The sequence below is a fragment of the Streptomyces sp. NBC_00525 genome, assembly GCF_036346595.1.
GTDB lineage: Bacteria > Actinomycetota > Actinomycetes > Streptomycetales > Streptomycetaceae > Streptomyces.
Genome location: NZ_CP107834.1, coordinates 5,945,420 through 5,967,490 on the forward strand (window position 1 = coordinate 5,945,420; position 22,071 = coordinate 5,967,490).

A 22,071-nucleotide genomic window follows, 5' to 3' on the forward strand; every position below is an offset into this window, starting at 1 on the left:
TACGCGTCAGTCGGAGGCGAGCGGGTCCCGGTGGTCGGGCTCGTCCCGCTTCCAGTAACCCTTGGCATAGGCGCGGTGGCGGTCCAGGCCGAGTCCCTCCAGGAAGTGACGGCGAATGTCCCGGACGGCTCCGGACTCCCCGGCCACCCATGCGGCGACCCGCTGCCGCGGGACGGGCGCCTTGAGCACGGCCTCTCTCAGGGCTTCGCCCTTGACCCCGCCGGCGCGGTGCACCCACACGACGTCCAGGCCGGCCGGCAGGGCCACCTCGGTCCGGGCCTCGGGGCCCGCCACCTCCAGGTAGACGGCGCCGCGCATACCGGCGGGCAGGTTCTCGGCGATGGTGAGGACGGCGGGTTGGGCGCTCTCGTCGCCCGCCAGGAGGTAGAAGCCGGCGTCGAGGTCGGGGCGGAAGGAACCTCGCGGGCCGCCGAAGGAGACCTCCTGACCCGGGCGGGCGGCCTCGGCCCAGCGGGCGGCGGGGCCGTTGCCGTGCAGCACGACGTCGATGTCCATACGCGGCGCGGACGGATGCATGCGGCGTACGGTGTAGGCCCGGCCGATGGTCTGGCCGTCCAACGGGTCGGTGACGAACAGCTTTACCCACTGGGTCGGTTCGTCGCAGCGGAAGGCCGACATTCCGGGGCCTCCGAGGGTGATGCGCGCCAGGCGCGGGGCGATCTCGGCGACCGCTTCCACCGTGGCGGTGTGACGGGGACGACGGGTGCGGAACATGGGGCAGCCCTTCAGGCGGAGGAGTCGGGAGACGGAGTCCCGGGGGGAGTGACACCGTCCCGGAGGGCCAGGACGGCGGTGGTCAACTGCCGGGCGAACTGGGGGTCCAGCGGCCGTCCCGTCATGAAGGCCCGGTGGAAGGCGGGCCCGACGACCAGGTCGAGGAGTTGGTCGGCCTCCTGCCGGGTCACCGTGGAGTGCAGGGAACTCGCCAGGGCCGCCTGGACGCGTCTGCGGTCGTACTGCCGTTGTGGTCGCAGTACTTCGTCGCGGAGGGCCGCGGCGGTGGCCGTGTCGTGCTGGGCGTGTCCGATGAGTACGAACAGGACGCGACCGGTGGCGGGCTCGGTGAAGACCGCGCCCACGTGGGTCGCGTACTGCTCCAGGGTGGCCTGCGGGTCCTGCGGCAGCTCGGGCCAGAAGGCCAGGTCCCGCAGGTCCTCGTCCAGGACGTCGAGAAGGATGTCCACCTTCGACCGCCACCACCGGTAGATCGTCTGCTTGGCGACGCCCGCCCGTTCGGCGATGGCGCCGACCGTCATGGCGTGGAATCCGACGTCGACCAGGAGATCGTCGGCGGCGCGCAGTACCGCGAGGCGAGCGGCCTCGCTGCGCCGGGGCCCATTGCGGGTGCGGCCGGCGTGCCCGCCGCCCGCCCGGTCCTGAACGTGCTGGGCGTCGATGGCGTGTCCTCCTCGTCGCGTTGCGGCGTCCGTTCCGGAGCCGGTCGACGAGATCGAGACTAGACGCAACGGTGCGTATGGTCAAAGGAGTGGAGGAGGGCAGGGGGAGGCCCGTCCCTCTCCGGTCGGGGGATTGGCCGGAGAGGGACGGGAGCAGGGGGAAGGGCGGACGCACCGCCTCATCGGACCTGGTGCGCTGTGTGCGCGATGTCGTACGACCCGTCAGCGCCGTGCGGCAGTGGCATCCCGCTCGACGGTCGCGGCCGCCGCACGGGCGAACAGTAGCCGGGTGCGCATCCGGTACACCGGGTCCCCGTGCTGGTCGACCGCCTCGACGAGGAAGCGGACCGTTCCCGTGTTCGGGCGCCTGGGGTGCGGCGCGGCCTCCTCCACGGTGGCCCGCCCGCGCAGTTCGTCGCCGGGGCGCACCGGCTTCAGGAACCGGACCTCGTCCATGCCGTAGGAGCCCTGGCAGGCGGCGTCCGCGAGCAGGGCGCGCACGAACTGCCCCATGACCACGGCGCCTGTGTGCCAGCCGCTGGCGACCAGGCCGCCGAAGGGGGAGCGGGCGGCGGCCTCGGGATCGAGGTGGAACGGCATCGGGTCGTAGACGCGTGCGTAGCCGATGATGTCATTGCTCGTGAGCCGTGTGGCGCCCAACTCGTACGTGGTGCCGACGGGAAAGTGCTCGAAGTGCCGCACGGTGACTGATCCTTCGTCTTGGGGCGGTGGGGTGGGTCCCCGGCGGCCGGTTCAGCCGACGGGTGCCGCGGCCTGTGTGTACACGGACAGGTCTGGAGTGCGGACGGCGACGCGCTCGGCGCCGGGCCGGCCGCACCGGGGCTCCTCGGCGCTGAACCATTCCGCGACCCGGAACGCCAGGTCCATCGACTGCCTCCGGTTGAGCCGGGGGTCGCACGCCGTCTCGTAGCGCAGGTGCAGGTTGCCGGAGAGGACCTCGTCGCTGCCGCCCACGCATTCGGTGACGTCCTCGCCGGTCAGTTCCATGTGCAGCCCGCCGGGGTGTGTGCCCAGGGCGCGGTGAACCTCGAAGAACCCCTCGATCTCGTCCAGGACGTCATCGAAGCGCCGGCTCTTGTGGCCGCTGGGCGCGGTGAAGGTGTTGCCGTGCATGGGATCACACACCCACACCACCTGCGCACCCTCCGCGCGTACGGCCTCCACCAGGGCGGGCAGCCGGTCGCGCACCAGTCCCCGCCCCATCCGCGTGATGAAGGTGAGCCGGCCCGGGGTGCGCTGCGGGTCCAGCCGGTTCAGCAGCGTCAGTACGTCTCCGACGCCCGCGTCCGGGCCGAGTTTGACGCCGAGGGGGTTGCTGACGCCCGCGGCGAACGCCACGTGCGCCTCGTCCGGCCGGCGGGTGCGCTCGCCGATCCACAGGAGATGCCCGGACAGGGCGTACCGCCGCCCGCTGTCGGGGTCCGTGCGGGCCAGCGCGGACTCGTAGTCGAGGAGCAGGGCCTCATGGCTCGCGAACACCTCCGTGGTGCGCATGCTCGAAGGGGTCATGCCGCAGGCCCGGATGAACGCGAACGCCGCGTCGATCTCGTCCATCAGCCGCCCATAGCGGCCGCCCGCCGTGGACAGGGCCACGAAGTCGCGGTTCCTCTCGTGTACGGCGTGCGGGTCCGCGTAACCGCCGGCGGTGAAGGCACGCAGCAGGTTCAGCGTCGCGGCGCAAGCATGGTAGACGCGCTCCAGCCGGGCCGGGTCGGGGGTTCGGGCCTCGGCGGTGAACGCCCGCCCGTTGACGGCGTCGCCCCGATAGGAGGGCAGGGTTACGCCGCCCCGGGTCTCGGTGGGCCGCGAGCGGGGCTTGGCGTACTGGCCGGCGATACGGCCGACCTTGACCACCGGCAGGCCGGCCGCGTAGGTCAGAACGGAGGCCATCTGGAGGAGGACCTCCAGCTTGCCTCGCACCGACTCCGCGCTCACCGCGTCCAGGGTCTCGGCGCAGTCGCCGCCCTGGAGCAGAAACGCCTTGCCGCGGGCGACCTCGCCGAGCCTGTCCAGAAGGGTGTCGCACTCCGTGGCGAACACCAGCGGCGGGGCGCCGGCCAGGGATGACAAGGCGGTTCGCAGTGCCGCGGGGTCGGGCCAGTCGGGCTGCTGCGCGGCGGGCAGCGACCGCCACGCTTCGGGGGACGGTCCGGACGGCGAACCGCCGCACTGTCCTGGGGAGTCGGGCTGCTTCGGTGAGCGGGCCCGTGCCGGGGGGTCGGCCGGTGACGGGCGCTTCAGGGTGTCCACGCTGAAAACCTCAACGCCTTCTGTACGGGGGCAGGGGCAGAGGGGACCGGGGTGCGCAGCCTGTCACGCGCCTGCCCGGCCCGGGCAGTGGGTCGTTGTGGCTAGAAGGGTGGATCTAATACCCGCGTACTAGCCCCAGCGGCCGACTGTCGGGGTGGTGCCCGCTCCTGGAGCATTTCGGAAGGCGCGGGCCGCCGGCGGGAACCGTCGGTTCCCGTGGTACCCGTGCCGCACCCGCTACGCCACCTTCGAAAGGCGACTCCGTATGAGCAGCACCGCCGGGCCCGCCGGGTCCGTGTCCCGCCCCCAGACCGGGGACGAGTACCTCGAGAGTCTCCGGGACGGCCGGGAGGTGAGGATTTACGGCGAGAGGGTCGACGACGTCACCAGCCACCCCGCGTTCCGCAACAACTCCCGCATGGTGGCCCGTCTGTTCGACGCGCTGCACGACCCCGAGCGCAACAGCAGGCTCATCGTCCCCACCGACACCGGCAACGGCGGCTTCACCCACCCCTACTTCAAGGCTCCCTACACTTCCGGCGACCTGCGTACATCGGCGCGGGCCATGGAGGAGTGGGCGCGGATGACGTACGGCTGGCTGGGGCGTACCCCGGACTTCAAGGCCGCGTTCCTCTCCACGCTCGGCTCGAACAAGGAGCACTACGCTCCGTTCGAGGACAACGCGTCTTCCTGGTACCGCAAGGCGCAGGAGAATGTGCTGTTCATCGGCCACGGGATCGTCAACCCGCCGATCGACCGCAACCGCGGACTGACCGAGCTGAAGGACGTCATGCTCACGGTGGACCGGGAGACCGATGCCGGCCTGGTCGTATCCGGCGCCAAGGTGGTCGGCACGGGAGCGGCGCTCACCCAGCACATCTTCATCGGCAGCTACGGGGTCATCCCCAAGGGCGCCAAGGAGTTCTCCGCCTACTTCATCGTGCCGACCAACAGCCCCGGCCTGAAGATCATCTCGCGGCCGTCGTACGAGTATGCCTCCGCCACGGTCAGCAGCCCCTTCGACCAGCCGCTCAGCAGCCGTCTCGACGAGAACGACGGAATCCTCGTCTTCGACCAGGTCCTGATTCCCTGGGAGAACGTCTTCTGCTACGACGTGGACAAGGCGAACAACTTCTTCTACGGTTCCGGGTTCTTCTACCGGGCTATGTTCCACGCCTGCGTCCGCTTCGCCGTGAAGATGGACTTCCTGACGGGTCTGCTCGCCAAGTGCCTGGAAACCACCGGAACATCTGAGTTCCGCGGAGTGCAGAGCCGACTCGGTGAAGTGCTTGCCTATCGCAACATGTTCTGGGCGTTGGTGGACTCCATGGCCGAGAATCCCACCAAGTGGCCGGACGGCACCGTCACCCCCAACGGGGAAACCGCGCTGGCCTTCAGGGTGCTGTCCTCGTCCATCTTCCCCAAGGTGCGCGAGATCTTCCTCCGGGACCTCGGCAGCGCGCTGATCTACAACAACTCCCACGCCGCCGACTGGTCCGACCCCGAGGTCAGGCCATACCTCGACAGGTACGTCCGTGGCCTGGGCGTCGAGGCGATCGACCGGGTGAAGCTGATGAAGCTGGCCTGGGACGCGGTCGGCACCGAGTTCGGTGCCCGCTGGGAACTGTACGAGATGAACTACGCCGGCAACCACGAGCAGATCCGCTTCGAGGCGCTCCACGCCCAGCAGGCCTCCGGAAAGTTCGACGACTACAAACAACTCGTCGACCAGTGCCTGTCGGAGTACGACGAGAACGGCTGGAAGGTCCCGGACCTGATCGACGCGAAGGACACCACCGTCATCGGCGGCGGCGTGCCCGGTACGGGACGGTCCGGCTCGGCCGAGGCCGGGCGGTGAACAGCCCGGCCCGTGCCCCGGGCGGTTCCGCCGCCCCTCCCGGAACCTCCGTCCTGCCCGACGAGGCCCATCTGAGGCAGGTCTTCGGACAGTACGTGACCGGCGTGTGCGCGGTGTCGACCCGATTCGAGACCCGGACCGGAACGCGGCACGACGCCATCGCGGTGAACTCGTTCACCTCGGTCTCCCTGGACCCGCCGCTGGTGTCGATGTACTTGCGGAACGACTCCACCTTCCTGCGCCGGGTGCGGACGTCCGGCCAGTGGGCGGTGTCCTTTCTCGGCAACCGGGCGCGTTCCCTGGTCGGGGCCCTGACCGCGCCCGCGGTGCGGCGGCCTCCGGTGGAGGAGGCGGCGGATTGGGTCGTCGGCCCCCACACCGGCTGCCTGCTGCTGCCCGACGCGCCCGGCACCCTCGAATGCGATCTGCACCTCACCCAGGCGCTCGGCGACCACGTGCTCGTCGTCGGCCGGGTGCTGGGTGCTGTCGGTCGTGACCACGACCCCCTGGTCTTCCACCGAGGCACCTTCACCGGCGTCGCACCGGCACCCTGACCGGGCGACGGACAACCAGAATGAGGAGGAGACGCCATGGCGGCAAGACGCCCGCGCGTGGCCGTGGTGGGCGGCGGCATCGGCGGCCTGGCCGTCGCACTCGGACTGCGACGGCAGGGCATCGAGGTGGTCGTCCACGAGCAGGCCCGGGAACTGTCCCACCAGGGCGCCGGTATCGCGATCGGCGCCAACGGGCACCGGGCCCTGCGCGATCTGGGCCTCGTCGAACGGCTCGCCGAATCGGCCGCGCGGCCCGTCCGTGCCGACTTCCGGCACTGGCACACCGGCCGGTCCATGGTGACCCACCGCCTGACGGGCAACTACGAGAAGCTCTACGGGGCGCCCTTCTGGACGGTGGAACGCGCGGCCGTTCAGGAGGCTCTGCTCGCCGTGCTCGGCCCGGAACACGTCCGGCTCGGTGCACGCTGCACCACGGTGGAGCAGACCACCGACGGTGCCGTGCTGCGCTTCGCCGACGGCACCGAGGCCCGGGCGGACGCGGTCGTCGGCGCGGACGGCATCCACTCCGCGGTGCGCCACCACCTGTTCGGCCCCGACGAGGCGGTGTTCTCCGGAACGAGCGGGTACCGAGCCCTGGTACCCATGGAACGCCTGCGGCACGTTCCCGAACTGGCTGAGCCGGCCCTCTGGCTGTGGCTGGGACCGGGCCGGCACTTCATCGCCTACCCGGTGGCGGACGGCAGCGCCCTGAACTTCCTTGCCGTCGTGCCCGACCGTACCTGGACGGTCGAATCGTGGTCCACCGAGGGCGACCCCGGCGAATTGCTGGCTGCCTTCGACGGCTGGCACCCCTTCGTGACCGAGGTCCTCGGCGCCTGCGACCACCCCGGCCGCTGGGCGTTGTACGACCGTGAACCGCAGCGCACGTGGAGTGTCGGCCGGGTGACGCTGCTGGGCGACGCCGCACACGCGATGCTGCCCCACCACGGGCAGGGCGCCAACCAGGCACTGGAGGACGCCGTTGTCCTCGCCCGCCTCCTGGCGGGCACGGATGCCGAAGGAGTGGCCGGTGCGCTACGTGCCTACGAGCGGCTGCGCCGGCCCCGCACCCGGCTGATCCAAACCGGTTCACGGAAGAACGCAGGCTGCTTCCAACTGCCGGACGGGCCGGAGGCCGAGGCCCGCAACGAACGGCTGACCGGGCTGCCCGACGACCTCGCCTGGATCCATGGGCACGACGCCTTGGACTCGCTGCGGGCCGCCCCGGCGCCGGTCTGACCGGCCGGCCGTCCCCCGACCGCCCCGACGAACGGTGAATCATCCCATGGCACACATCTACTCCTTCGAAGGCACCGTTCCCGTGGTGCACCCGACGGCCTTCGTCCACCCCGACGCCGTACTGATCGGCTCGGTGGACATCGGACCCGCCTGCTACGTCGGCCCGCTCGCGAGCCTGCGCGGCGACTTCGGACACATCGAACTCAGGACCGGCTGCAACGTGCAGGACGGTTGCGTACTGCACTGCTTCCCCGGCGCCGACACGGTCGTGGAGGAGGACGGACACGTCGGTCACGGCAGTGTGCTGCACGGCTGCAGGGTCGGCCGGGACAGTCTCATCGGAATGAAGTCCGTCCTGATGGACGGAGTGGTCGTGGGCCGGCAGGCGTTCGTCGGTGCCGGCAGCTTCGTCAAGTCCCGCTTCCACGTTCCTGAGCGGCACCTGGTGGCGGGCAGCCCGGCCAAGGTGGTACGCGAACTCACCGCCGACGAGATCGCCTGGAAGGCCAACGGCACCCTTCAATACCAGAAACTGGCCAAGCGTTGTCTGAGTGACCTGCACCCGGCGCGGGCCGCCACCGAGCGCGTCGAGCCCCTGCCCTCCGCAGGAGCCGGTGGGCCCGAGCACGTCACCCTGCACGCCTACCGGTCCCGCTGAACCGGTACACACCACACGGCCCGGCCCCCGGTGCGGCTTGGGTTCCAGGGGCCGTCGCAACACCACCTGGTTCTAGGTGGTGGGTAGATCACGTATACGCTCGGCTGGGGTACCCCAGCCGAGCGTCTTGCGTGGGCGGCCGTTGCGTTCCTGGGCGACGTGTTCGAGGTCTTCGGGGCTGTGGACGCTCAGGCCGGTGCCTTTCGGGAAGTACTGCCGCAGCAGCCCGTTCGTGTTCTCGTTGGAGCCGCGTTGCCAGGGGGAAGCGGGGTCGCAGAAGTAGACGGGCAGGTCGGTGGCCGTGCTGAACTGCTTATGGCGTGCCATCTCGCTGCCCTGGTCCCAGGTGAGGGAGCCGCGCAGGTGGGCGGGCAGGGTCTGGAGGGTGGCGCCGAGTCCGTCGCGGACGGTCTCGGCGTCGTGGGCTCCGCCCCTGGGAGGTGGACCAGCATGGTGTAGTGGGTGCTGCGTTCGACCAGGGTAGCGATCGCGGAACGGCCGCCCGCGCCGATGATGAGGTCGCCTTCCCAGTGACCGGGCACGGCCCGGTCCTCGACTTCGGCGGGGCGGTCGCTGATCATCACCATCGGGTCGGTGAACCGGGGCGTGCGCCGCTCGGGGTTTCGGCGTGGCTTGCGGCGGGTGCGCCCGGAGCGGATGGCTCCCTGCACTTCTCGTTTCAGGCCGCCGCGAGTCTGGCAATACAGCGCCTGGTAGACCGTTTCCGCGCTCGCCTGCACGCTCTTGTCATCGGGATGCTCCATGGTCAGAGCGTGGCAGATCTGTTCCGGTGACCACCTCCTGCACGGTCCGTCCTGGACGAAGCGGCGCAACGGTCCCTCGCGCAGCAGCCTGCGGTCCTTGGGCCGTGGCCTGCGCGCTGCGGCGGCGCGGTGGGCAGGGTAGGGCTGGTAGCCCTCGGGGCCGGAGTTCGCGTCGATCTCCCGCTTGACCGTGCTCGCCGGCCGTCCCAGGGCCCGCCCGATCGCCCGTAGCGACTGACCCGCCGCGCGCAGATCGCGGATCTTCTCGCGCTCGGCGAGCGTGAGGAATCGCGGGTGAAGCTGTTTCTCCAGGGCTGTCAGGCCCACCGGTGGCGTGGTCACACCGCACATCGTGACGGTCCCCGCCGTGTAGTCGACACGGCGGCCGTCAGGGTAAGTGCGCGTGGTGCCGGACTTCTTGACGCCCCAGTCCCAGTCCTTGGCCGTGCGCTCGTTCACACCCACCTGCCGGGCCGCGACACGGCGTGCGACACCGGCGGCACGAAGCCGCTCGTACTCGTCGCGCCCAGGATGCCGCCGAGGCAGGCGCGCCGAGCTCCGTCCGGCTTTCCGGGCCCAGCCGAAGGCGGTGCTCCGGTTCGCCCCTAGCTCACGCGCCACCACGGTCACGCTCCCCACGACATCCAGCCGTGCAAGGAAACGCTCCCGCAGCCCCGCAAGATCATCGCGTCCAACTGCCACGGTCCTCGCAACTCCCGCAGATCGCGGGTGTTGCGAGGACCGTTAGAACCCAAGCGGTCGGCCGCACCGGGGGCCCGGGCCGTGTACTCGTCCTTCGCTCACAGCAGTCGCAGCAGGGACACCGGCCGCTCGACCAGGTCGGCCACGTGCCGAAGGAACCCGCCGGCCACCCCACCGTCACAGACCCGGTGGTCGAACGTGAGGGACAACTGGCACAGTTGGCGGATCGTCGGTTCTCCGTCGACGACCCATGGGCGGGGCAGTATGCGGCCCACGCCGAGCATCGCCGCCTCGGGATGGTTGATGATCGGCGTCGATCCGTCGACACCGAAGACACCGTAATTGTTGAGGGTGAACGTCCCACCGGACAACTCGGCGGGGGTCAGTGTCCCCTCCCGGGCGCCGGCGGTGAGCCGGGTGATCTCCGCGGCGAGCTCCGGCAGCGTCCTGCGGTCCGCGTCCTTGACCACCGGCACGACCAGGCCCCGCCCGGTCTGCGCGGCGAAGCCCAGGTGCACGGACGGCAGCCGGACGATCTCCCGGCGGTCGGTGTCCACGGTGGCGTTCAGCTCCGGATACCGGGCGAGCGCCGCGAGACAGACCCGCGCCAGCAGCGCGAGCAGCGAGATCCGCTGCGCGTCCGGGGCCGCGAGCTGCCGCTTGACAACCAGCAGGGCGGTGGCGTCCGTGTCCACCCAGGTGGTGGCATCGGGGATTTCCCGCCGGCTGCGCGCCAGCTTGTCGGCGATCAGGCCGCGCACACCGCGCAGGGGGAGCCGTACGGCTTCCGCCGCGGCAGCCGCCGGCGGTGCCCCGAAAGCCTCGATGTCCTGACGCCGGACGAGCCCGCCGGGCCCGCTGCCCCGGATCGTCCGCAGATCGAGACCACGCTCCCGGGCCAGCCGCCTGACCAAGGGGGAGATCACCGGCACCGGCCCGGCCGGCCCGCCGCCCGGCCGGGGCATCGCCACGAAGGCCGCAGGCGCGACGGGGGCTGCCGGCGGCTGCCCGGACGAGCGGGGGCGGATACGCCGACGGCGGGCTGCGGCCGGCGACGTCCCGTAGCCGACCAGCACGTTGCCGGAGTCCTCGGCCGCCCGCCGCTCACGGACCGACACGAGCGGCTGCCCCACGTCCAGGCTGTCACCGGCCCGGCCCCACAGCCTGACGACGACCCCCGCGTACGGGCACGGGACTTCCACCACGGCCTTGGCCGTCTCCACCTCCACCACCGGCTGGTCGACGTGGACGGAATCCCCCTCGGAGACCAGCCACCGTACGATCTCCGCCTCCGTGAGGCCCTCGCCCAGGTCGGGCAGGGCGAACTCGCGCGTCGTCGTGGTCATGCTTCCTCCGCGTGCGTGCTGTCCTGCCACTGCAGCCCGGCGACGGCGTCCAGCACCCGGTCGACGTCAGGCAGATGGTGCCGCTCCAGCATCGGCGGGGGGTAGGGGATGTCGAAGCCGGTGACCCGCAGCACCGGAGCCTCCAGATGGTGGAAGCAGCGCTCGGTGACCCGGGCGGCGATCTCGGCACCGAACCCCGCGAACCCCTGGGCCTCGTGCACGACGACCGCCCGGCCGGTGCGCCGGACACTGGCGCACACCGTCTCGTCGTCGAAGGGCACCAGACTGCGCAGGTCCACCACCTCCAGCTCCCAGCCCTCGGCCACCGCGGCCTCGGCGGCGTCCAGACAGACCGGAAGGGAGGGCCCGTAGGTGATGAGGGTGGCCGAGGAGCCGCTGCGGCGTACCGCGGCCCGGCCCGGTCCGGTCACGGCAGCCGTACGGTCGATGTCGCCCTTCGACCAGTACAGGCGCTTGGGTTCGAGGAATACGACGGGGTCGTCCGAGGCGATCGCCGCGCGCAGCAGACCGTACGCGTCGGACACAGTGGCCGGCGTGACCACGTGCAGCCCGGGAGTGTGGGCGTAGTACGCCTCCGAGGCGTCACTGTGATGCTCGACGCCGCCGATCCCACCACCGTAGGGAATACGGATGGTGATCGGCATGGGCAGGGCGCCACGCGTCCGGTTGCGCATCTTGGCCACATGGCTGACGAGCTGCTCGAACGCCGGATACGCGAACGCGTCGAACTGCATCTCCACGACGGGGCGCAGCCCGTACATCGCCATGCCCACGGCCGTGCCCAGGATGCCGGACTCGGCGAGCGGGGTGTCGGTGACCCGAACGTTGCCGAACTCGGCGGCCAGGCCGTCGGTGACCCGGAACACGCCGCCCAGTGTGCCGATGTCCTCACCCATCAGATGGACCCGGTCGTCACTGGCCAGGGCATCGTGCAGGGCCAGATTCAACGCCTTCGACAGAGTCACCCGCTCGACGCCCGCCCCGGCCGCGGACCGCGCGGCGGGCACGGCGGCGGTCACAGCGCCGCCTCCTCTGCTCCGGCGTCGCCCCGGCCGGCGGGCTCGTTCGCCAGCTCTGCGATCAGTGCGGCGCGTTGCTCCTCCAGTTGGGTGGTGCGCCGGGCATAGACGTGCTCGAACAGGTCCAGGGCGTCGGGCATCGGTTCGTCCGTGAGACGGGCTCGCAACTCTGCGGCCATCTCCTCCGCCTCCCGGCGTACGTGCTCGACGTCGGCGTCGTCCAGCAGCCCACGCTCCCGCAGATGCCGTTCCATGCGGTCCACCGGGTCCCGGCGGCGCCAGAACTCCACCTCGGCCGCGTCGCGGTACCGGGTGGCGTCGTCGGCGTTGGTGTGTGCGTCCATGCGGTAGGTCACCGCTTCCACGAGGGTGGGCCCACCGCCCGCACGAGCGCGCTCCACGGCCTGCCGCACGGTGTGGTACACGGCAGCGGCGTCGTTGCCGTCGACCAGCACACCCGGGATGCCGTAGCCCACGGCTTTGTGCGCCAGGCTCGGGGCGGCGGACTGCCGGGAGACCGGTACGGAGATCGCGTATCCGTTGTTCTGCACGAAGAAGACCACCGGCGCGCGGTACACGGCCGCGAAGTTCAGCGCCTCGTGGAAGTCGCCCTCGCTGGTGCCCCCGTCGCCGGTCATCGCGAGGACGACGAGGTCGTCGCCGCGCAGCGCGGCGGCATGGGCCAGTCCCACCGCGTGGAGCGTCTGGGTGGCCAGTGGCGTGCACAGCGGTGCCACCCGCCGCTCACGGGGGTCGTACCCGCCGTGCCAGTCGCCCCGGAGCAGGGTCAGCACCTCCACCGGGTCGACGCCCCGCACCAGCAGGGCCAGGGTGTCCCGGTAGGTGGGGAAGATCCAGTCCTGGTCGGCGAGGGCCAGCACGGCCCCGGCCTCGCACGCCTCCTGTCCCGAGGTCGACGGGTAGACCGCCAGCCGGCCCTGCTTGGTCAGAGCGGTCGCTTGCAGGTTGTATCGGCGCCCGCGCACCAACTGCCGGTACAGCTCGAGCAGTACCGAGTCATCGAGGTCCCCGGTACCGGACGGACTGTCGATGAGGGTCAGCGGTTCCGGGGAGGGCAGCATGGCCGCCGCGCCGGCCTCACGGACCTCTGGCGGATCGAGAACGGTCATGGGGACGAGGCTCCTTCGGTCGCCGGACTGAGGTGTCAGCGTTCTCCGCACCAGAATTCGCGGAGGGACGCGGCGGCGGCAGTCGGCTGATACGGCTAGTACCTCGTGTCTACTTCCAACAGGCGACTGGTGGGCCCCGGTCCTGGACTCCACGCTGAAATCACTTCCGCGGTGTCGCAGACCGCCGCTTCCCGCCAGCCAGGAGGTAGCTCATGAACAGCACAGACACATCCCGACTCGTCGTCGGTGACCGGTTTCGGGACTTCGCCGCGGCCGTCGGCGCCGACACCTTCTCCGACCTCGTCCGCGCGCTCGACGCCGGCGACCTCGACACCGTGGAAGGGCCGGTGCGTGTGGTCACCGGCCAGGGAGTCGGCTCATTCGAGGTTTCCTACCTCCTGGACGCCATCGCCCGGCGGAAGTTGGACGACCGCATCACTCTCGTGCACACCGCCGGGGAGCCCGCGCGCCGCCAGGAGCTGCACAAGGCTCGCGAGGACAACGTGCTGGTGGCCGGGCTCACGCAGGTCGACGACACCACCTACGAGGCCCGGCTCCGGCTGCACGATCACAACGAGCTCCTCGTCGATGTGCAGGACCGCGTGCATGTGCAGGGCATGGTGGCCGTCGAGGCGGCCCGCCAGATGTTCCTCGCGGTGGTGGAACGCTACTTCACGGCACGCTGGTCGCAGCAGCGCTACTACATTGTCCTGAACTCGATGAACACCACGTTCTCCAACTTTCTTTTCCCCGTCGGTGCCACCCTGCGGCTCACCGTGGACGCGTCCGACCTGTCGGAGCCGAGCAGGCTCACCGTCCGCACCACGGTGGTGGTCGAGCAGGCCGGTCGTGAGGCCGCCGGCATCACCATCGACGCCGCCGCGTTCGCCCCCGGACTGCTGGAGGACAAGGAACTGCGCCGGGCCAAGAGCGCGGTGGCGAGCACGATGGACGCCGCTCTCGCCACCGCGTGACATGAGAGCACCGGTACAGGGAACCCAGCCGCGCCGCGTGCTGGGACGCATCCCGCGCCCGTGGCGGCTGACGTATCTGGGGCCGGAGGGAACCTTCACCGAACGGGCGCTGCGCACCCTCCCGGAAGCCGACGGCTCGCGGCTGTTGCCGGCGGCCACGGCCGCCCGGGCACTGGAACTGGTGCACGGGGGCGACGCGGACGCCGCGATGCTGCCTGTGCACAACACGGTGGCCGGACCGGTGGGGGACACGGTGCGCGCACTCGCCGGGGCACCCGCTCCGGGCGTCGTCCGCGAGGTGGTGCTCCCCGTCGAGTTCGCGCTGTTGGTGCGTCCCGGCACCGGGCTCGACACCATCCGTACGGTGAGCGGCCACCCGCACGCCGGGGCGCAGGTTGCCGGCTGGCTGGCCGGGCGACTGCCCCGGGCACGCTGGCTGTCGGCACCGTCCAACGCGGAGGCCGCGCGCCGGGTCAGGGACGGCGCCAGCGACGCCGCGGTGGCCGGTGACTTCACCGCCGCCCACTACGGCCTGCGAGTGGCGGCCGCCGGCATCCAGGACACCGCCGGGGCGGTCACCCGGTTCCTGCTCTGCGCGCACTCCGGCGCCCATGCCTTCCCGCCCGTCCGGCAGGCCGATCGCACCTCGTTGCTCGGACGTGTTCCGGGCCCGCCGGACGGCCTCGGCGCCTTCCTGGACGATCTCCGGCGCCACCCCCTGCTGCGGGCCGTGTCCCTGTACACCGTGCCCGACGGCAGCGGCGCTTCCGTCCTGTTCGTGGACTGCCCGGGCAACGCCGAGCAGCCCGCGACCCACCGCACCGTCCAACTGCTGAGCCTGCGCCTCCCCGGGCTGCGGTCCCTGGGGTCCTACGCCTCGGCCCCAGCCCCACCGCCGTACGAACGGAGCCTGACGACGATGCACAGCGAGACGAACACCACCGGGGAAGCCGCGCCCGGGGACATCGCCCGGCTGCGGGAGCGCATCGATGACCTGGACGGCTCCCTCATCGGTACGCTGAAGCAGCGGATCGAGGCATCCCGGGAGATCCAGCGCATCCGCACGGGACGGGGCGGAGCCCCGCTGGACTCCGGCCGCGAGCTGTCCATCCGGGGCCGGTACGCCGAGGAACTGGGGGAGAGCGGGGCGGGTCTCGCCGAGGCATTGCTGGAGATGTGCCGGGGGTGGTCTCCGCGGTGAGTCCACCCCCGCGGACGGTGCCGCCGTCCCGCCGCCCGCGTCGCGGTCGTGAGGACGTCCTCATGGCCGCGACGGCCCTGTTCCACGAACGGGGGCACGACGCGACGAGCATGAGCGACATCGCCGACCGCCTCGGTGTCACCAAGGCGGCGCTGTACCGGCATGTGCGGGGTAGGGCCGAGGTGCTGCGCGAGGTCACCCGTCCGGTCCGCGCGCGTCTGCGGTCGTTGTCGTCCGTGAGCGCGTCCGGGGACGGCCGCTCACCCGCCGCCGAACTCGCCGACGTGCTGGACGCGCTCGCCCTGGCGGCGGCGGCGGATCCGGCCCGCCACGCGGTGTTCTGGGGTGTGGGCGGCACACCGAGCCCGGATGCCGAGGATGCCGTGTGCCGGGAATCCATGATTGCGCGGCTGGCACAGCTGCTGGCGCGGGCCGTGCACCGGGGCGAGACACGGTGCGACCTCGATCCGTCGGTCACAGCCCGCCTGCTCGTGGGGGCGGTCGTAGGCACGGCGGCGGGCGGAAGAGGCACGGAGGACCCATTCGGGACCCGGCGGGACCCGGACGGCGAGTCAGCGGCCGGGAGATCGCCATCGGCCGTCGATCTCCTCCTCGACGCCCTGCTACGGTCACCGGCCGGCCCGCGGCGCACATGAGGGCGGCGGACCGGACGACACGGGATGGGTGAGTGCGGCACGTACGGCCTCGCGCAGCCACATGTGCACGGGCTCGGTCTCGTGCCGCGGGTGCCACGCCTGGCAGATGCTGATGGGCTCGGTGGCCACCGGCAGGTCGAACAGTTCGACGTTGACCGACCGCCGCGCGCCGGCCGCGACCGAGTGGGGCATCGCGGTCACCAGGTCACCCGTCGGGATCATCAGGAGCGCCTCGCCGTAGTTCGGCACGGACGCGATCACCTCCCTGTGCAGACCGAGTGCGTGCAGCGCGGTGTCGATGGGCCCTGCCATACGGCCCTTGCGGGAGACGCTGACGTGCCGCGCCGAGGCGAATGCCTCTGCGGTCACCTCCGCGGCCAGCAGTGGGTGTCCGGCCCGCGCCACGCCTGTGAACCGGTCCTGGAACAATGGCTCGATCCGCAGCTCCGGGCTGGGTTCGTCGATGACGCCGATCTCGATGTCCACAGAGCCCTCCCGCAGGGGCGCGCTGCCGTGGGTACTCTCCACCGTGAAGGCGAACCGGGCCATCGGCACCTCCACGCTCGCCCGGCTCAGCAGTTTCGGCGCCAGTACCGCCGCGTACGCCTCGTCCGCCACGATGGTCAGCATCCGACTCACCCGGGAGAGGTCCTTCTGCGGGCTCGGGCTGAGCAGCAGCTCCGCCTCCCACAACAACGCCCTCACCCTCGGCTGGAGTTCCAGGGCCCGAGGGGTGGGCACGAGGCCCCGTCCGGCGCGGACCAGGACGGGGTCGCCGAGGGCGAGGCGGATCTTGGCCAGCGTCCGGCTCATGGCGGGCGGGGACAGTGCCAGCCGTTCCGCGGCGCCCGTGACGCTGCCCTCCTGCAGCAACGCGTCCAGGGCCGGCAGCAGGCGCAGGTCCAGACTCGGTCCTTGACGGCCGGACAGTTCGTCGGCCCATCCGCCCTGATGGTCGCCGACGCCGGTCTCGCTCATGGCTTCCCCTCGGTGGTGCCGTGCTCGTCGTGTCCCGGTCGCAGCCACAGTACGACCACGATGGTCAACAGGAGCAGTGCGAGTGCCACGATGCGCAACGACTCGGCCATTCCCGTCGTGAACGCCTCCCGCACCTGTGCGGACAGGTGTGCCGCGGCGGTACCGGACTGCTCCACGCCGCGCAGGGCGGTGCCCAGCGCCTGCCCTTTCCCGAAGTCTCCGGTGTCCCAGGGCCCGGCCGGCAGGGCGTTCGCGAAACGGGTGTTGAGCAGCGTGCCGAACACGGCGAAGCCGAGTGCCCCACCGATCTCCCGGCTGAAGCTGTTGATGCCGGAGCCGACGCCCGCCTGGTGGGCGGGAACGGAGGTGATGACGGCGTTCGACAGGGGTGGATTGGACAGCCCCGACCCGATGCCGACCACGACGATGCACCCGGCGTACACGACGTACGCGGTGCCGGGGCCGCACAGGGAGAACAACCCGAGGCCCACCACCACTACGAGCAGTCCACAGGCGATGACCGGACGGCCCCCGTACCGGTCGGCCAGTAGGGCGGCCCGCAGGGAGACCAGGAAGATCACGACGGCCAGCGGTGCCGTGCCGAGGCCGGCCAGGACGGCCGGATAGTCCTTTACGTTCATGAGGTACTGGCCGTTGAGGTAGAAGACCGAGTACATCGCGACGAAGGACGCGACGATGCCGAGGGTTCCGGCACGCATCCCGGGCCGGCGGAACACCCGGGGGTCCAGCAGCGGCTGCTCCCGCCCGAGTTCGTAGCGGCAGAACAGCACCAGGAACACCGCGCTCGTGGCGAAGCCCGACAGCACGGCGGGGGAGGCCCAGCCGAGTTCGGAGCCCTCGATGATGCCGAAGAGGACCCCGAAGACGGCCGCGACGAGGAGGAGTATTCCGCCCGTGTCGATCAGGTGGGCATGGCGTTCGACGCGGGGCAGGGTCCTGGCCGCGACCGCCAGTCCGCACGCCGAAAGCGGAGCGGCCACCGCGAACAGGACCTGCCAGTCGTAGAACTGGAGCACCGCGCCGCCCACGATGTTGCCTGCGACGCCGCCGCCTCCGCTGAGCGCGGTCCACAGAGCGACGGCTTGCCCGCGTTTCCCCGATGGGAAGCAGGAGATCAGCAGCGGCAGGCTGTTGGGCAGGATCAGCGCGGCGCCCGCCCCGGTCACCGCCCGCGCCCCGAGCAGCAGGGGGACGGTCGGTGAGACCGCAGATGCGAGCGATCCCACGACCATCATGGCAAGGCCGGTGAGCAGGGCGCCCTTCCGGCCGAAGCGGTCGCCCACGGCCCCGCTGGGGATGAGCAGGCAGCCGAAGACGATCAGGTAGCTGTCGACGATCCACAGGACCTCGGTCGGGGTCGGCCGCAGCGCGCTGGTCGCCAGGCGGCCGACCGCGAGGTTCACCCCCGCGCCGAGGCCGAAGACCAGCATGACGCACATGCCGAGCGCGGCGACGGCCGTGCGGGATTCCGGCCGGGCACCGCTCGACGCGGCGGTCGAACGCCGTGCCGGGTCGGTCGGCGAGGACGTGTTCACGACGCGGTCCACCCGGAGCCGGTGAACGTGGACAGTTCGAATCCCTGTCCGTCGGTGATGCCGACGGACACGTATCCGTTGTCCGGATTCCGGACGTGTCGGAGATATGAGCGGGCACCGGCGGCGAACTTCTCGGTGTCGTCCGCGTGCACGAGCGCGCCGGTGCGCAGGTGCGGTTCGGCGGCCCGGACGACGTCGAGAAAGAAATCGGCCCAGCCGTCCAGATAGAGAAAATCGATCGGCTCGGCGGACAGGGCAGGAAAGAAGGACAATACCTCGCCTGCCTCGCCGGTGATCACCTCGGCATATTTGTCGACCCCGGCCGCTTTCAGGTGATTCCGGGCCGCCGCGCACTTTCCTTCGTGGAGATCGACGGTGTAGAGCTTTCCCATTCCGTTGTCCTTGAGCGCCGCTGCGATATGGAGGGCGGTGAAACCGTAGGCGGTGCCGAACTCGAAGACGATCCGGGGGCGCACGGCTCGGACACAGGCGTAGAGCAATCGACCGATGGCTGCTGGGGCCGCGTAATAGCCGGAGGCGCACGCGGAAACGAGTTCCGCCGGTGTCCACGGTGTGGTGCGTCGCCGGACGATTTCGAGGAGCTTTGGTTGTTCCACGGCATCCACACGGTCCTGCTCGGCGGAGATGGCGTCCAGCACTGCTCGTGTGTCGGCAGAGAAAAGGGAGGAGGTCATTCTCGAATTACCTTTCGGAGGCGTTTCCGATATATCGGAACCTGTTTGGCAGAGGTTTCATGGCCTTCCGGGAAGGTGGAGATCGGGGGCACTCGATCCCTGGCGCGATGAGCGTCGACAAAGGGCTGGATTCGTCGGCTCCGGAATTCCGGGGTGTCAGGGACCGCCGGCACGTCCGTAGCGCCGCTATGACCGAATCAAGGGAGGCTTGACCGGCTGAAGTGGGGAGTTGCTCCGCCGTGCGCGTTCGGCGGACATCGGCTCACCTCCGCCGGAAGGGGTCGAACAGCGGATCGGGAAGGGGGTTCCCTTCCCGGCCTCACTGTAGGGGGAGCCGGTTGTTCAATCCAGTGCAATATGTGCAAGGTGAATTTGCTTGAGGTGGAATCGATAGTTTCTCCGGATGGGGGGGGAAGGCTGGTTTAGTGGGCAACATGGTGCTGTGATGTATCTCACGTTTAATTCATGGTTTCCGTTTCGGTGCATATACTGATTTCGCAACGAGAAATCGTTCATGGGTGAGGTGTGGGCGACGTGCTCGCCTATGCGCCCTTGATGAGTGATGACCATTCATGGCAGGGGGAAAATGTGTCTCGTGAATCCCGTCAGATGTTAGAAGGGCGGCTCTCCGTCCTGGGTTCCGAACGTGCGACGACTGATCGCGTGTTGCGGAGGGCGCCCTTTCCGCTCACGCCGCGAGAGCGTCAGGTCCTCGATGAGATCAAAGAGGGGAAATCGAACAGGATGGTCGCGCGCTTGCTGGGGATATCCGAGCGAACCGTCAAGGTCCATTTGCATTCGATATTTATCAAGTTGGACGCGGCATCCCGCACCGAAGCTGTCATCGAAGGCATAAGGAGCGGCTGTATCAGCCTGCACTGACCAAACGGTGAGGGCCCCCGGCGCGATGCGCCGGGGGCCCTCACCATGTGCGTCGGATGCGACCGTCCGTGCTCCAGGGGAACCGGCCAGTGCTCAGGGGGTGCCGGCCGCCAGCGTGCGCGCCAGGGAGAGCGTGAGCCGGGCGGTGGTGACCACGAGCTCCGCGTCGATGGGCGCACCGAGCGCGAGTACACGGAAGTACAACGGGCCGAGGGAGAGATCGATGAGGTGGTCGACCCCCCGGTCGTCAACCGCGATGTTCTCACGGGCGAGGAGGTCACGGAGCCCGGCGGCGTCCCGCTCCCGTTGTTCCCGCAGGAATCCGGAGCGCAGCGACGCCGCGGTGTCCTCGTTCAGTTGGGCATGACCCAGAAGGGCCTGCAGCACCTGTCCGGCCGGCTCCTGGAAGAAGTCGGCCACCCGCCGGAGGTGGGACGTGAGTGCCTCCTCGGCCCCGGCATCGGTGTCCAGGCGCCATTCCAGGGCCTCGCGGGCGTCGTCGGTAAGAGTGTCGAGAAGGATGTCGACCTTCGACTTCCACCAGCGGTAGATCGTCTGCTTGGCCACGCCGGCACGCTGGGCGATGCCTTCGATGGTCAGGGCGGAGAACCCCCGCTCGACCAGGAGGTCGTCCGCGGCGTTCAGCACGGCCAGCCGGATGCTCTCGCTGCGGTAGGGTCCGGTCCGGCTGATGGCCGTGGTCGCCCCACCGGCCGGTCGTGGTTTCCGCGTGGTACCGATGGCTCCGTCAACCCTTCACGTCATGTCCGTCCCCGTAATTCTGTCACAGCGGGGGTCCGCCGCGGCCGAGCGCGGCGAACCCCGGTCAGGCGGCTTCGCGCCCGGTCCGCACCAGGCTGAGCAGCACGCCGAGGGAGAGCGCGGCGACAACCGCGCTGAATGTCTCACCGGCGGGGCGCAGGCTGGTCTCGCGGATCAGGATGCCCACGCCGATCGCGGGCACCGCCAGCATCGAGTAGAGGATGGCGAAGAAGGTGGACACCGACGCGCCGCGGTGTTGAGGGGCGCTGCGGGTGGTGATGCCGCTGATGCCGTGTCCGACCGCGATGCCCGTCGCCAGTCCGTTGACGATGGCCCCGGCGAACAGCGGGGTGAGTGTGCTGGTGGCCATCGCGGTTGCGATCAGGACGGCCGCGACGATCAGGCCCAGGCAGGCCGCGGGCAGGGCGGTGCCGGGCTTGAGGGTGCGGACCAGGAGCTGGCCGAGGGCGGTGCACGCGAAGGCGGCGAAGACGACGAGGCCGGTCAGTGAGTGGCTGGACTCGTGCAGCACGGTGCCCAGGAACAGGCCGGTCACGGCGGTCAGGACGCCGAGGACGGCGAAGCCGGCGCCCGCCGCCATCGCCGACCGCAGGAAGTCGGACCGGATCTCGCCCGGGATGTGCAGGGGCTGGAACTGCAGGGAGAAGCCGGACCGGTGGGCCGAGCTCTCATCGTTCAGCAGGACGCCGACGGCGGCGATTGCGGCGAGGGCCAGCATGGCGACCCAGGGGGTGCGCAGCGGAGACGGTGCGAGGTCCGCCAGAATGCCCGCCAGCAGAGTGCCGCACGCGAGTCCGCCCATGTTCGCGAACAGGGCGATGGTGGCCGGCTTGACGCGGCTGTGCTGCCCGAGCCGCTCGGCGAGTGAGGCCGTCGCGGCGCCGGTGATCAGTGCCGCGGAGAATCCGGAGATGATCCGGGCGACGATCATGGCGGTGACGTTCTGCGCCAGCAGGAACACCACTGCCGCCATGACGGACAACAGGGTGGCGGCGACGAGCACGGGACGACGCCCGATCTGGTCCGAGAGCCGGCCGAAGACCAGAAGTCCGAGGACGACCCCCAGCGCGTAGACGGCGAAGATCACGGTCACGGTGAACGGTGTGAAGCCGAACTCGTCGCCGTAGAGCGGGTAGAGGGGGGTGGGTGCGGTAGTGCCCGCCATGGTGATCCAGAAGGCGAAGGCCACGCTGAACGCGGCGAGGCCGGTGCCACGTGCCGTCGCTGGCGCGCCGGTCCGGTCGCCGGCGCGAACGGTCGAGTTTCCCACTGCGGTGGCCTCTCATGAGCGATGGAAGAGTGGAAGGGAGTGGTGCGGGCGGCCGCCCGCACCATCAGGGAAACGGCTTCGGGGCACAGGTGTGCC

At 70.5% G+C, this 22,071-nt stretch carries 20 protein-coding genes and 1 pseudogene; 8 read left to right on the plus strand and 13 right to left on the minus strand.

Features of this window, described 5'->3' with window-relative positions:
• Positions 1–6: 6 nt before the first annotated feature.
• From OG710_RS26080 to OG710_RS26095, 4 genes are all read right to left on the minus strand, one after another.
• Positions 7–735: a siderophore-interacting protein gene (locus OG710_RS26080; protein WP_330241498.1), complete on the minus strand. Its 729-nt coding sequence runs from the start codon at positions 733–735 to the stop codon at positions 7–9.
• 11 nt (positions 736–746) lie between these two features.
• Positions 747–1,487 carry a TetR/AcrR family transcriptional regulator gene (locus OG710_RS26085; protein WP_330241499.1) on the minus strand — a complete coding sequence of 247 codons (741 nt, stop codon included), beginning with the start codon at positions 1,485–1,487 and terminating at the stop codon, positions 747–749.
• Between the two features lie 153 nt (positions 1,488–1,640).
• Positions 1,641–2,120, minus strand: coding sequence for a MaoC family dehydratase (locus OG710_RS26090; RefSeq protein WP_330241500.1), 480 nt, complete (start codon positions 2,118–2,120; stop codon positions 1,641–1,643).
• Positions 2,121–2,171: 51 nt separating this feature from the next.
• Positions 2,172–3,689, minus strand: a complete 1,518-nt coding sequence (locus OG710_RS26095; protein WP_330241501.1) for a class II 3-deoxy-7-phosphoheptulonate synthase — start codon at positions 3,687–3,689, stop codon at positions 2,172–2,174.
• Between the two features lie 265 nt (positions 3,690–3,954).
• Here OG710_RS26095 and OG710_RS26100 point away from each other — a divergent pair, with 265 nt between their 5' ends.
• From OG710_RS26100 to OG710_RS26115, 4 genes are read left to right on the plus strand one after another with little or no spacing between them, the layout of a single operon-like run.
• Positions 3,955–5,547 (plus strand): 4-hydroxyphenylacetate 3-hydroxylase family protein, encoded by a 1,593-nt coding sequence (locus tag OG710_RS26100; RefSeq protein WP_330241502.1) that lies wholly within the window; start codon positions 3,955–3,957, stop codon positions 5,545–5,547.
• A complete protein-coding gene (locus tag OG710_RS26105; RefSeq protein WP_330241503.1) occupies positions 5,544–6,101 on the plus strand; it encodes a flavin reductase family protein in 558 nt (185 codons plus the stop codon). Before OG710_RS26100 ends, OG710_RS26105 begins: the two co-directional genes overlap by 4 nt.
• Positions 6,102–6,137: 36 nt before the next feature.
• Positions 6,138–7,340: an FAD-dependent monooxygenase gene (locus tag OG710_RS26110; RefSeq protein WP_330241504.1), complete on the plus strand. Its 1,203-nt coding sequence runs from the start codon at positions 6,138–6,140 to the stop codon at positions 7,338–7,340.
• A 46-nt stretch (positions 7,341–7,386) separates the two neighbouring features.
• On the plus strand, positions 7,387–7,998 hold the full coding sequence (locus OG710_RS26115) for an acyltransferase (protein ID WP_330241505.1): 612 nt from the start codon (positions 7,387–7,389) through the stop codon (positions 7,996–7,998).
• A gap of 72 nt (positions 7,999–8,070) precedes the next feature.
• On the opposite strand, the pseudogene OG710_RS26120 reads toward OG710_RS26115, so the two are convergent.
• From OG710_RS26120 to pdhA, 4 genes and pseudogenes are all read right to left on the minus strand, one after another.
• A pseudogene (locus OG710_RS26120) lies at positions 8,071–9,308 on the minus strand (IS30 family transposase).
• A gap of 254 nt (positions 9,309–9,562) precedes the next feature.
• A complete protein-coding gene (locus tag OG710_RS26125; RefSeq protein WP_330241506.1) occupies positions 9,563–10,810 on the minus strand; it encodes a dihydrolipoamide acetyltransferase family protein in 1,248 nt (415 codons plus the stop codon).
• Positions 10,807–11,838, minus strand: a complete 1,032-nt coding sequence (locus OG710_RS26130) for an alpha-ketoacid dehydrogenase subunit beta (protein ID WP_443064337.1) — start codon at positions 11,836–11,838, stop codon at positions 10,807–10,809. The genes OG710_RS26125 and OG710_RS26130 overlap by 4 nt, the downstream gene beginning before the upstream one ends.
• Positions 11,839–11,846: 8 nt before the next feature.
• Complete coding sequence (gene pdhA, locus OG710_RS26135; protein WP_330241508.1) at positions 11,847–12,980, minus strand: pyruvate dehydrogenase (acetyl-transferring) E1 component subunit alpha; 1,134 nt, start codon at positions 12,978–12,980, stop codon at positions 11,847–11,849.
• Positions 12,981–13,192: 212 nt separating this feature from the next.
• Between pdhA and OG710_RS26140 the strand changes: the two genes are divergently transcribed.
• The 3 genes from OG710_RS26140 (at position 13,193) to OG710_RS26150 (ending at position 15,811) form a co-directional block, all read left to right on the plus strand.
• Entirely contained in the window at positions 13,193–13,954 is a 762-nt protein-coding gene (locus tag OG710_RS26140) for an AfsA-related hotdog domain-containing protein (RefSeq protein ID WP_330241509.1), read from the plus strand.
• 37 nt (positions 13,955–13,991) lie between these two features.
• A complete protein-coding gene (locus OG710_RS26145; protein ID WP_330241510.1) occupies positions 13,992–15,155 on the plus strand; it encodes a chorismate mutase in 1,164 nt (387 codons plus the stop codon).
• A gap of 62 nt (positions 15,156–15,217) precedes the next feature.
• The gene (locus OG710_RS26150) at positions 15,218–15,811 is read left to right on the plus strand and encodes a TetR/AcrR family transcriptional regulator (RefSeq protein ID WP_330241511.1); all 594 of its coding nucleotides are present in this window, start codon (positions 15,218–15,220) and stop codon (positions 15,809–15,811) included.
• Here the strand turns inward: OG710_RS26150 and OG710_RS26155 are convergent.
• The 3 genes from OG710_RS26155 to OG710_RS26165 are packed head-to-tail and all read right to left on the minus strand — an operon-like array spanning position 15,785 to position 19,004.
• On the minus strand, positions 15,785–16,789 hold the full coding sequence (locus tag OG710_RS26155) for a LysR family transcriptional regulator (protein ID WP_330241512.1): 1,005 nt from the start codon (positions 16,787–16,789) through the stop codon (positions 15,785–15,787). The genes OG710_RS26150 and OG710_RS26155 overlap by 27 nt on opposite strands.
• On the minus strand, positions 16,786–18,345 hold the full coding sequence (locus OG710_RS26160) for an MFS transporter (RefSeq protein WP_330241513.1): 1,560 nt from the start codon (positions 18,343–18,345) through the stop codon (positions 16,786–16,788). The genes OG710_RS26155 and OG710_RS26160 overlap by 4 nt, the downstream gene beginning before the upstream one ends.
• A complete protein-coding gene (locus OG710_RS26165) occupies positions 18,342–19,004 on the minus strand; it encodes an O-methyltransferase (protein WP_330241514.1) in 663 nt (220 codons plus the stop codon). The genes OG710_RS26160 and OG710_RS26165 overlap by 4 nt, the downstream gene beginning before the upstream one ends.
• 561 nt (positions 19,005–19,565) lie before the next feature.
• Here OG710_RS26165 and OG710_RS26170 point away from each other — a divergent pair.
• Positions 19,566–19,922 carry a LuxR C-terminal-related transcriptional regulator gene (locus OG710_RS26170; RefSeq protein ID WP_330241515.1) on the plus strand — a complete coding sequence of 119 codons (357 nt, stop codon included), beginning with the start codon at positions 19,566–19,568 and terminating at the stop codon, positions 19,920–19,922.
• A 93-nt stretch (positions 19,923–20,015) separates the two neighbouring features.
• Here the strand turns inward: OG710_RS26170 and OG710_RS26175 are convergent, their stop codons facing one another.
• On the minus strand, positions 20,016–20,570 hold the full coding sequence (locus tag OG710_RS26175; protein WP_330241516.1) for a TetR/AcrR family transcriptional regulator: 555 nt from the start codon (positions 20,568–20,570) through the stop codon (positions 20,016–20,018).
• 178 nt (positions 20,571–20,748) lie between these two features.
• Positions 20,749–21,975 carry an MFS transporter gene (locus OG710_RS26180; RefSeq protein ID WP_330241517.1) on the minus strand — a complete coding sequence of 409 codons (1,227 nt, stop codon included), beginning with the start codon at positions 21,973–21,975 and terminating at the stop codon, positions 20,749–20,751.
• Positions 21,976–22,071 lie beyond the last annotated feature (96 nt).

Coding starts and splice junctions, on each gene's coding strand:
- OG710_RS26080 (WP_330241498.1), bottom strand. CDS start 735: ATGTTCCGCACCCGTCGTCCCCGTCACACCGCCACGGTGGAAGCGGTC.
- OG710_RS26100 (WP_330241502.1), top strand. CDS start 3,955: ATGAGCAGCACCGCCGGGCCCGCCGGGTCCGTGTCCCGCCCCCAGACC.
- OG710_RS26110 (WP_330241504.1), top strand. CDS start 6,138: ATGGCGGCAAGACGCCCGCGCGTGGCCGTGGTGGGCGGCGGCATCGGC.
- OG710_RS26115 (WP_330241505.1), top strand. CDS start 7,387: ATGGCACACATCTACTCCTTCGAAGGCACCGTTCCCGTGGTGCACCCG.
- OG710_RS26125 (WP_330241506.1), bottom strand. CDS start 10,810: ATGACCACGACGACGCGCGAGTTCGCCCTGCCCGACCTGGGCGAGGGC.
- pdhA (WP_330241508.1), bottom strand. CDS start 12,980: ATGACCGTTCTCGATCCGCCAGAGGTCCGTGAGGCCGGCGCGGCGGCC.
- OG710_RS26140 (WP_330241509.1), top strand. CDS start 13,193: ATGAACAGCACAGACACATCCCGACTCGTCGTCGGTGACCGGTTTCGG.
- OG710_RS26150 (WP_330241511.1), top strand. CDS start 15,218: ATGGCCGCGACGGCCCTGTTCCACGAACGGGGGCACGACGCGACGAGC.
- OG710_RS26155 (WP_330241512.1), bottom strand. CDS start 16,789: ATGAGCGAGACCGGCGTCGGCGACCATCAGGGCGGATGGGCCGACGAA.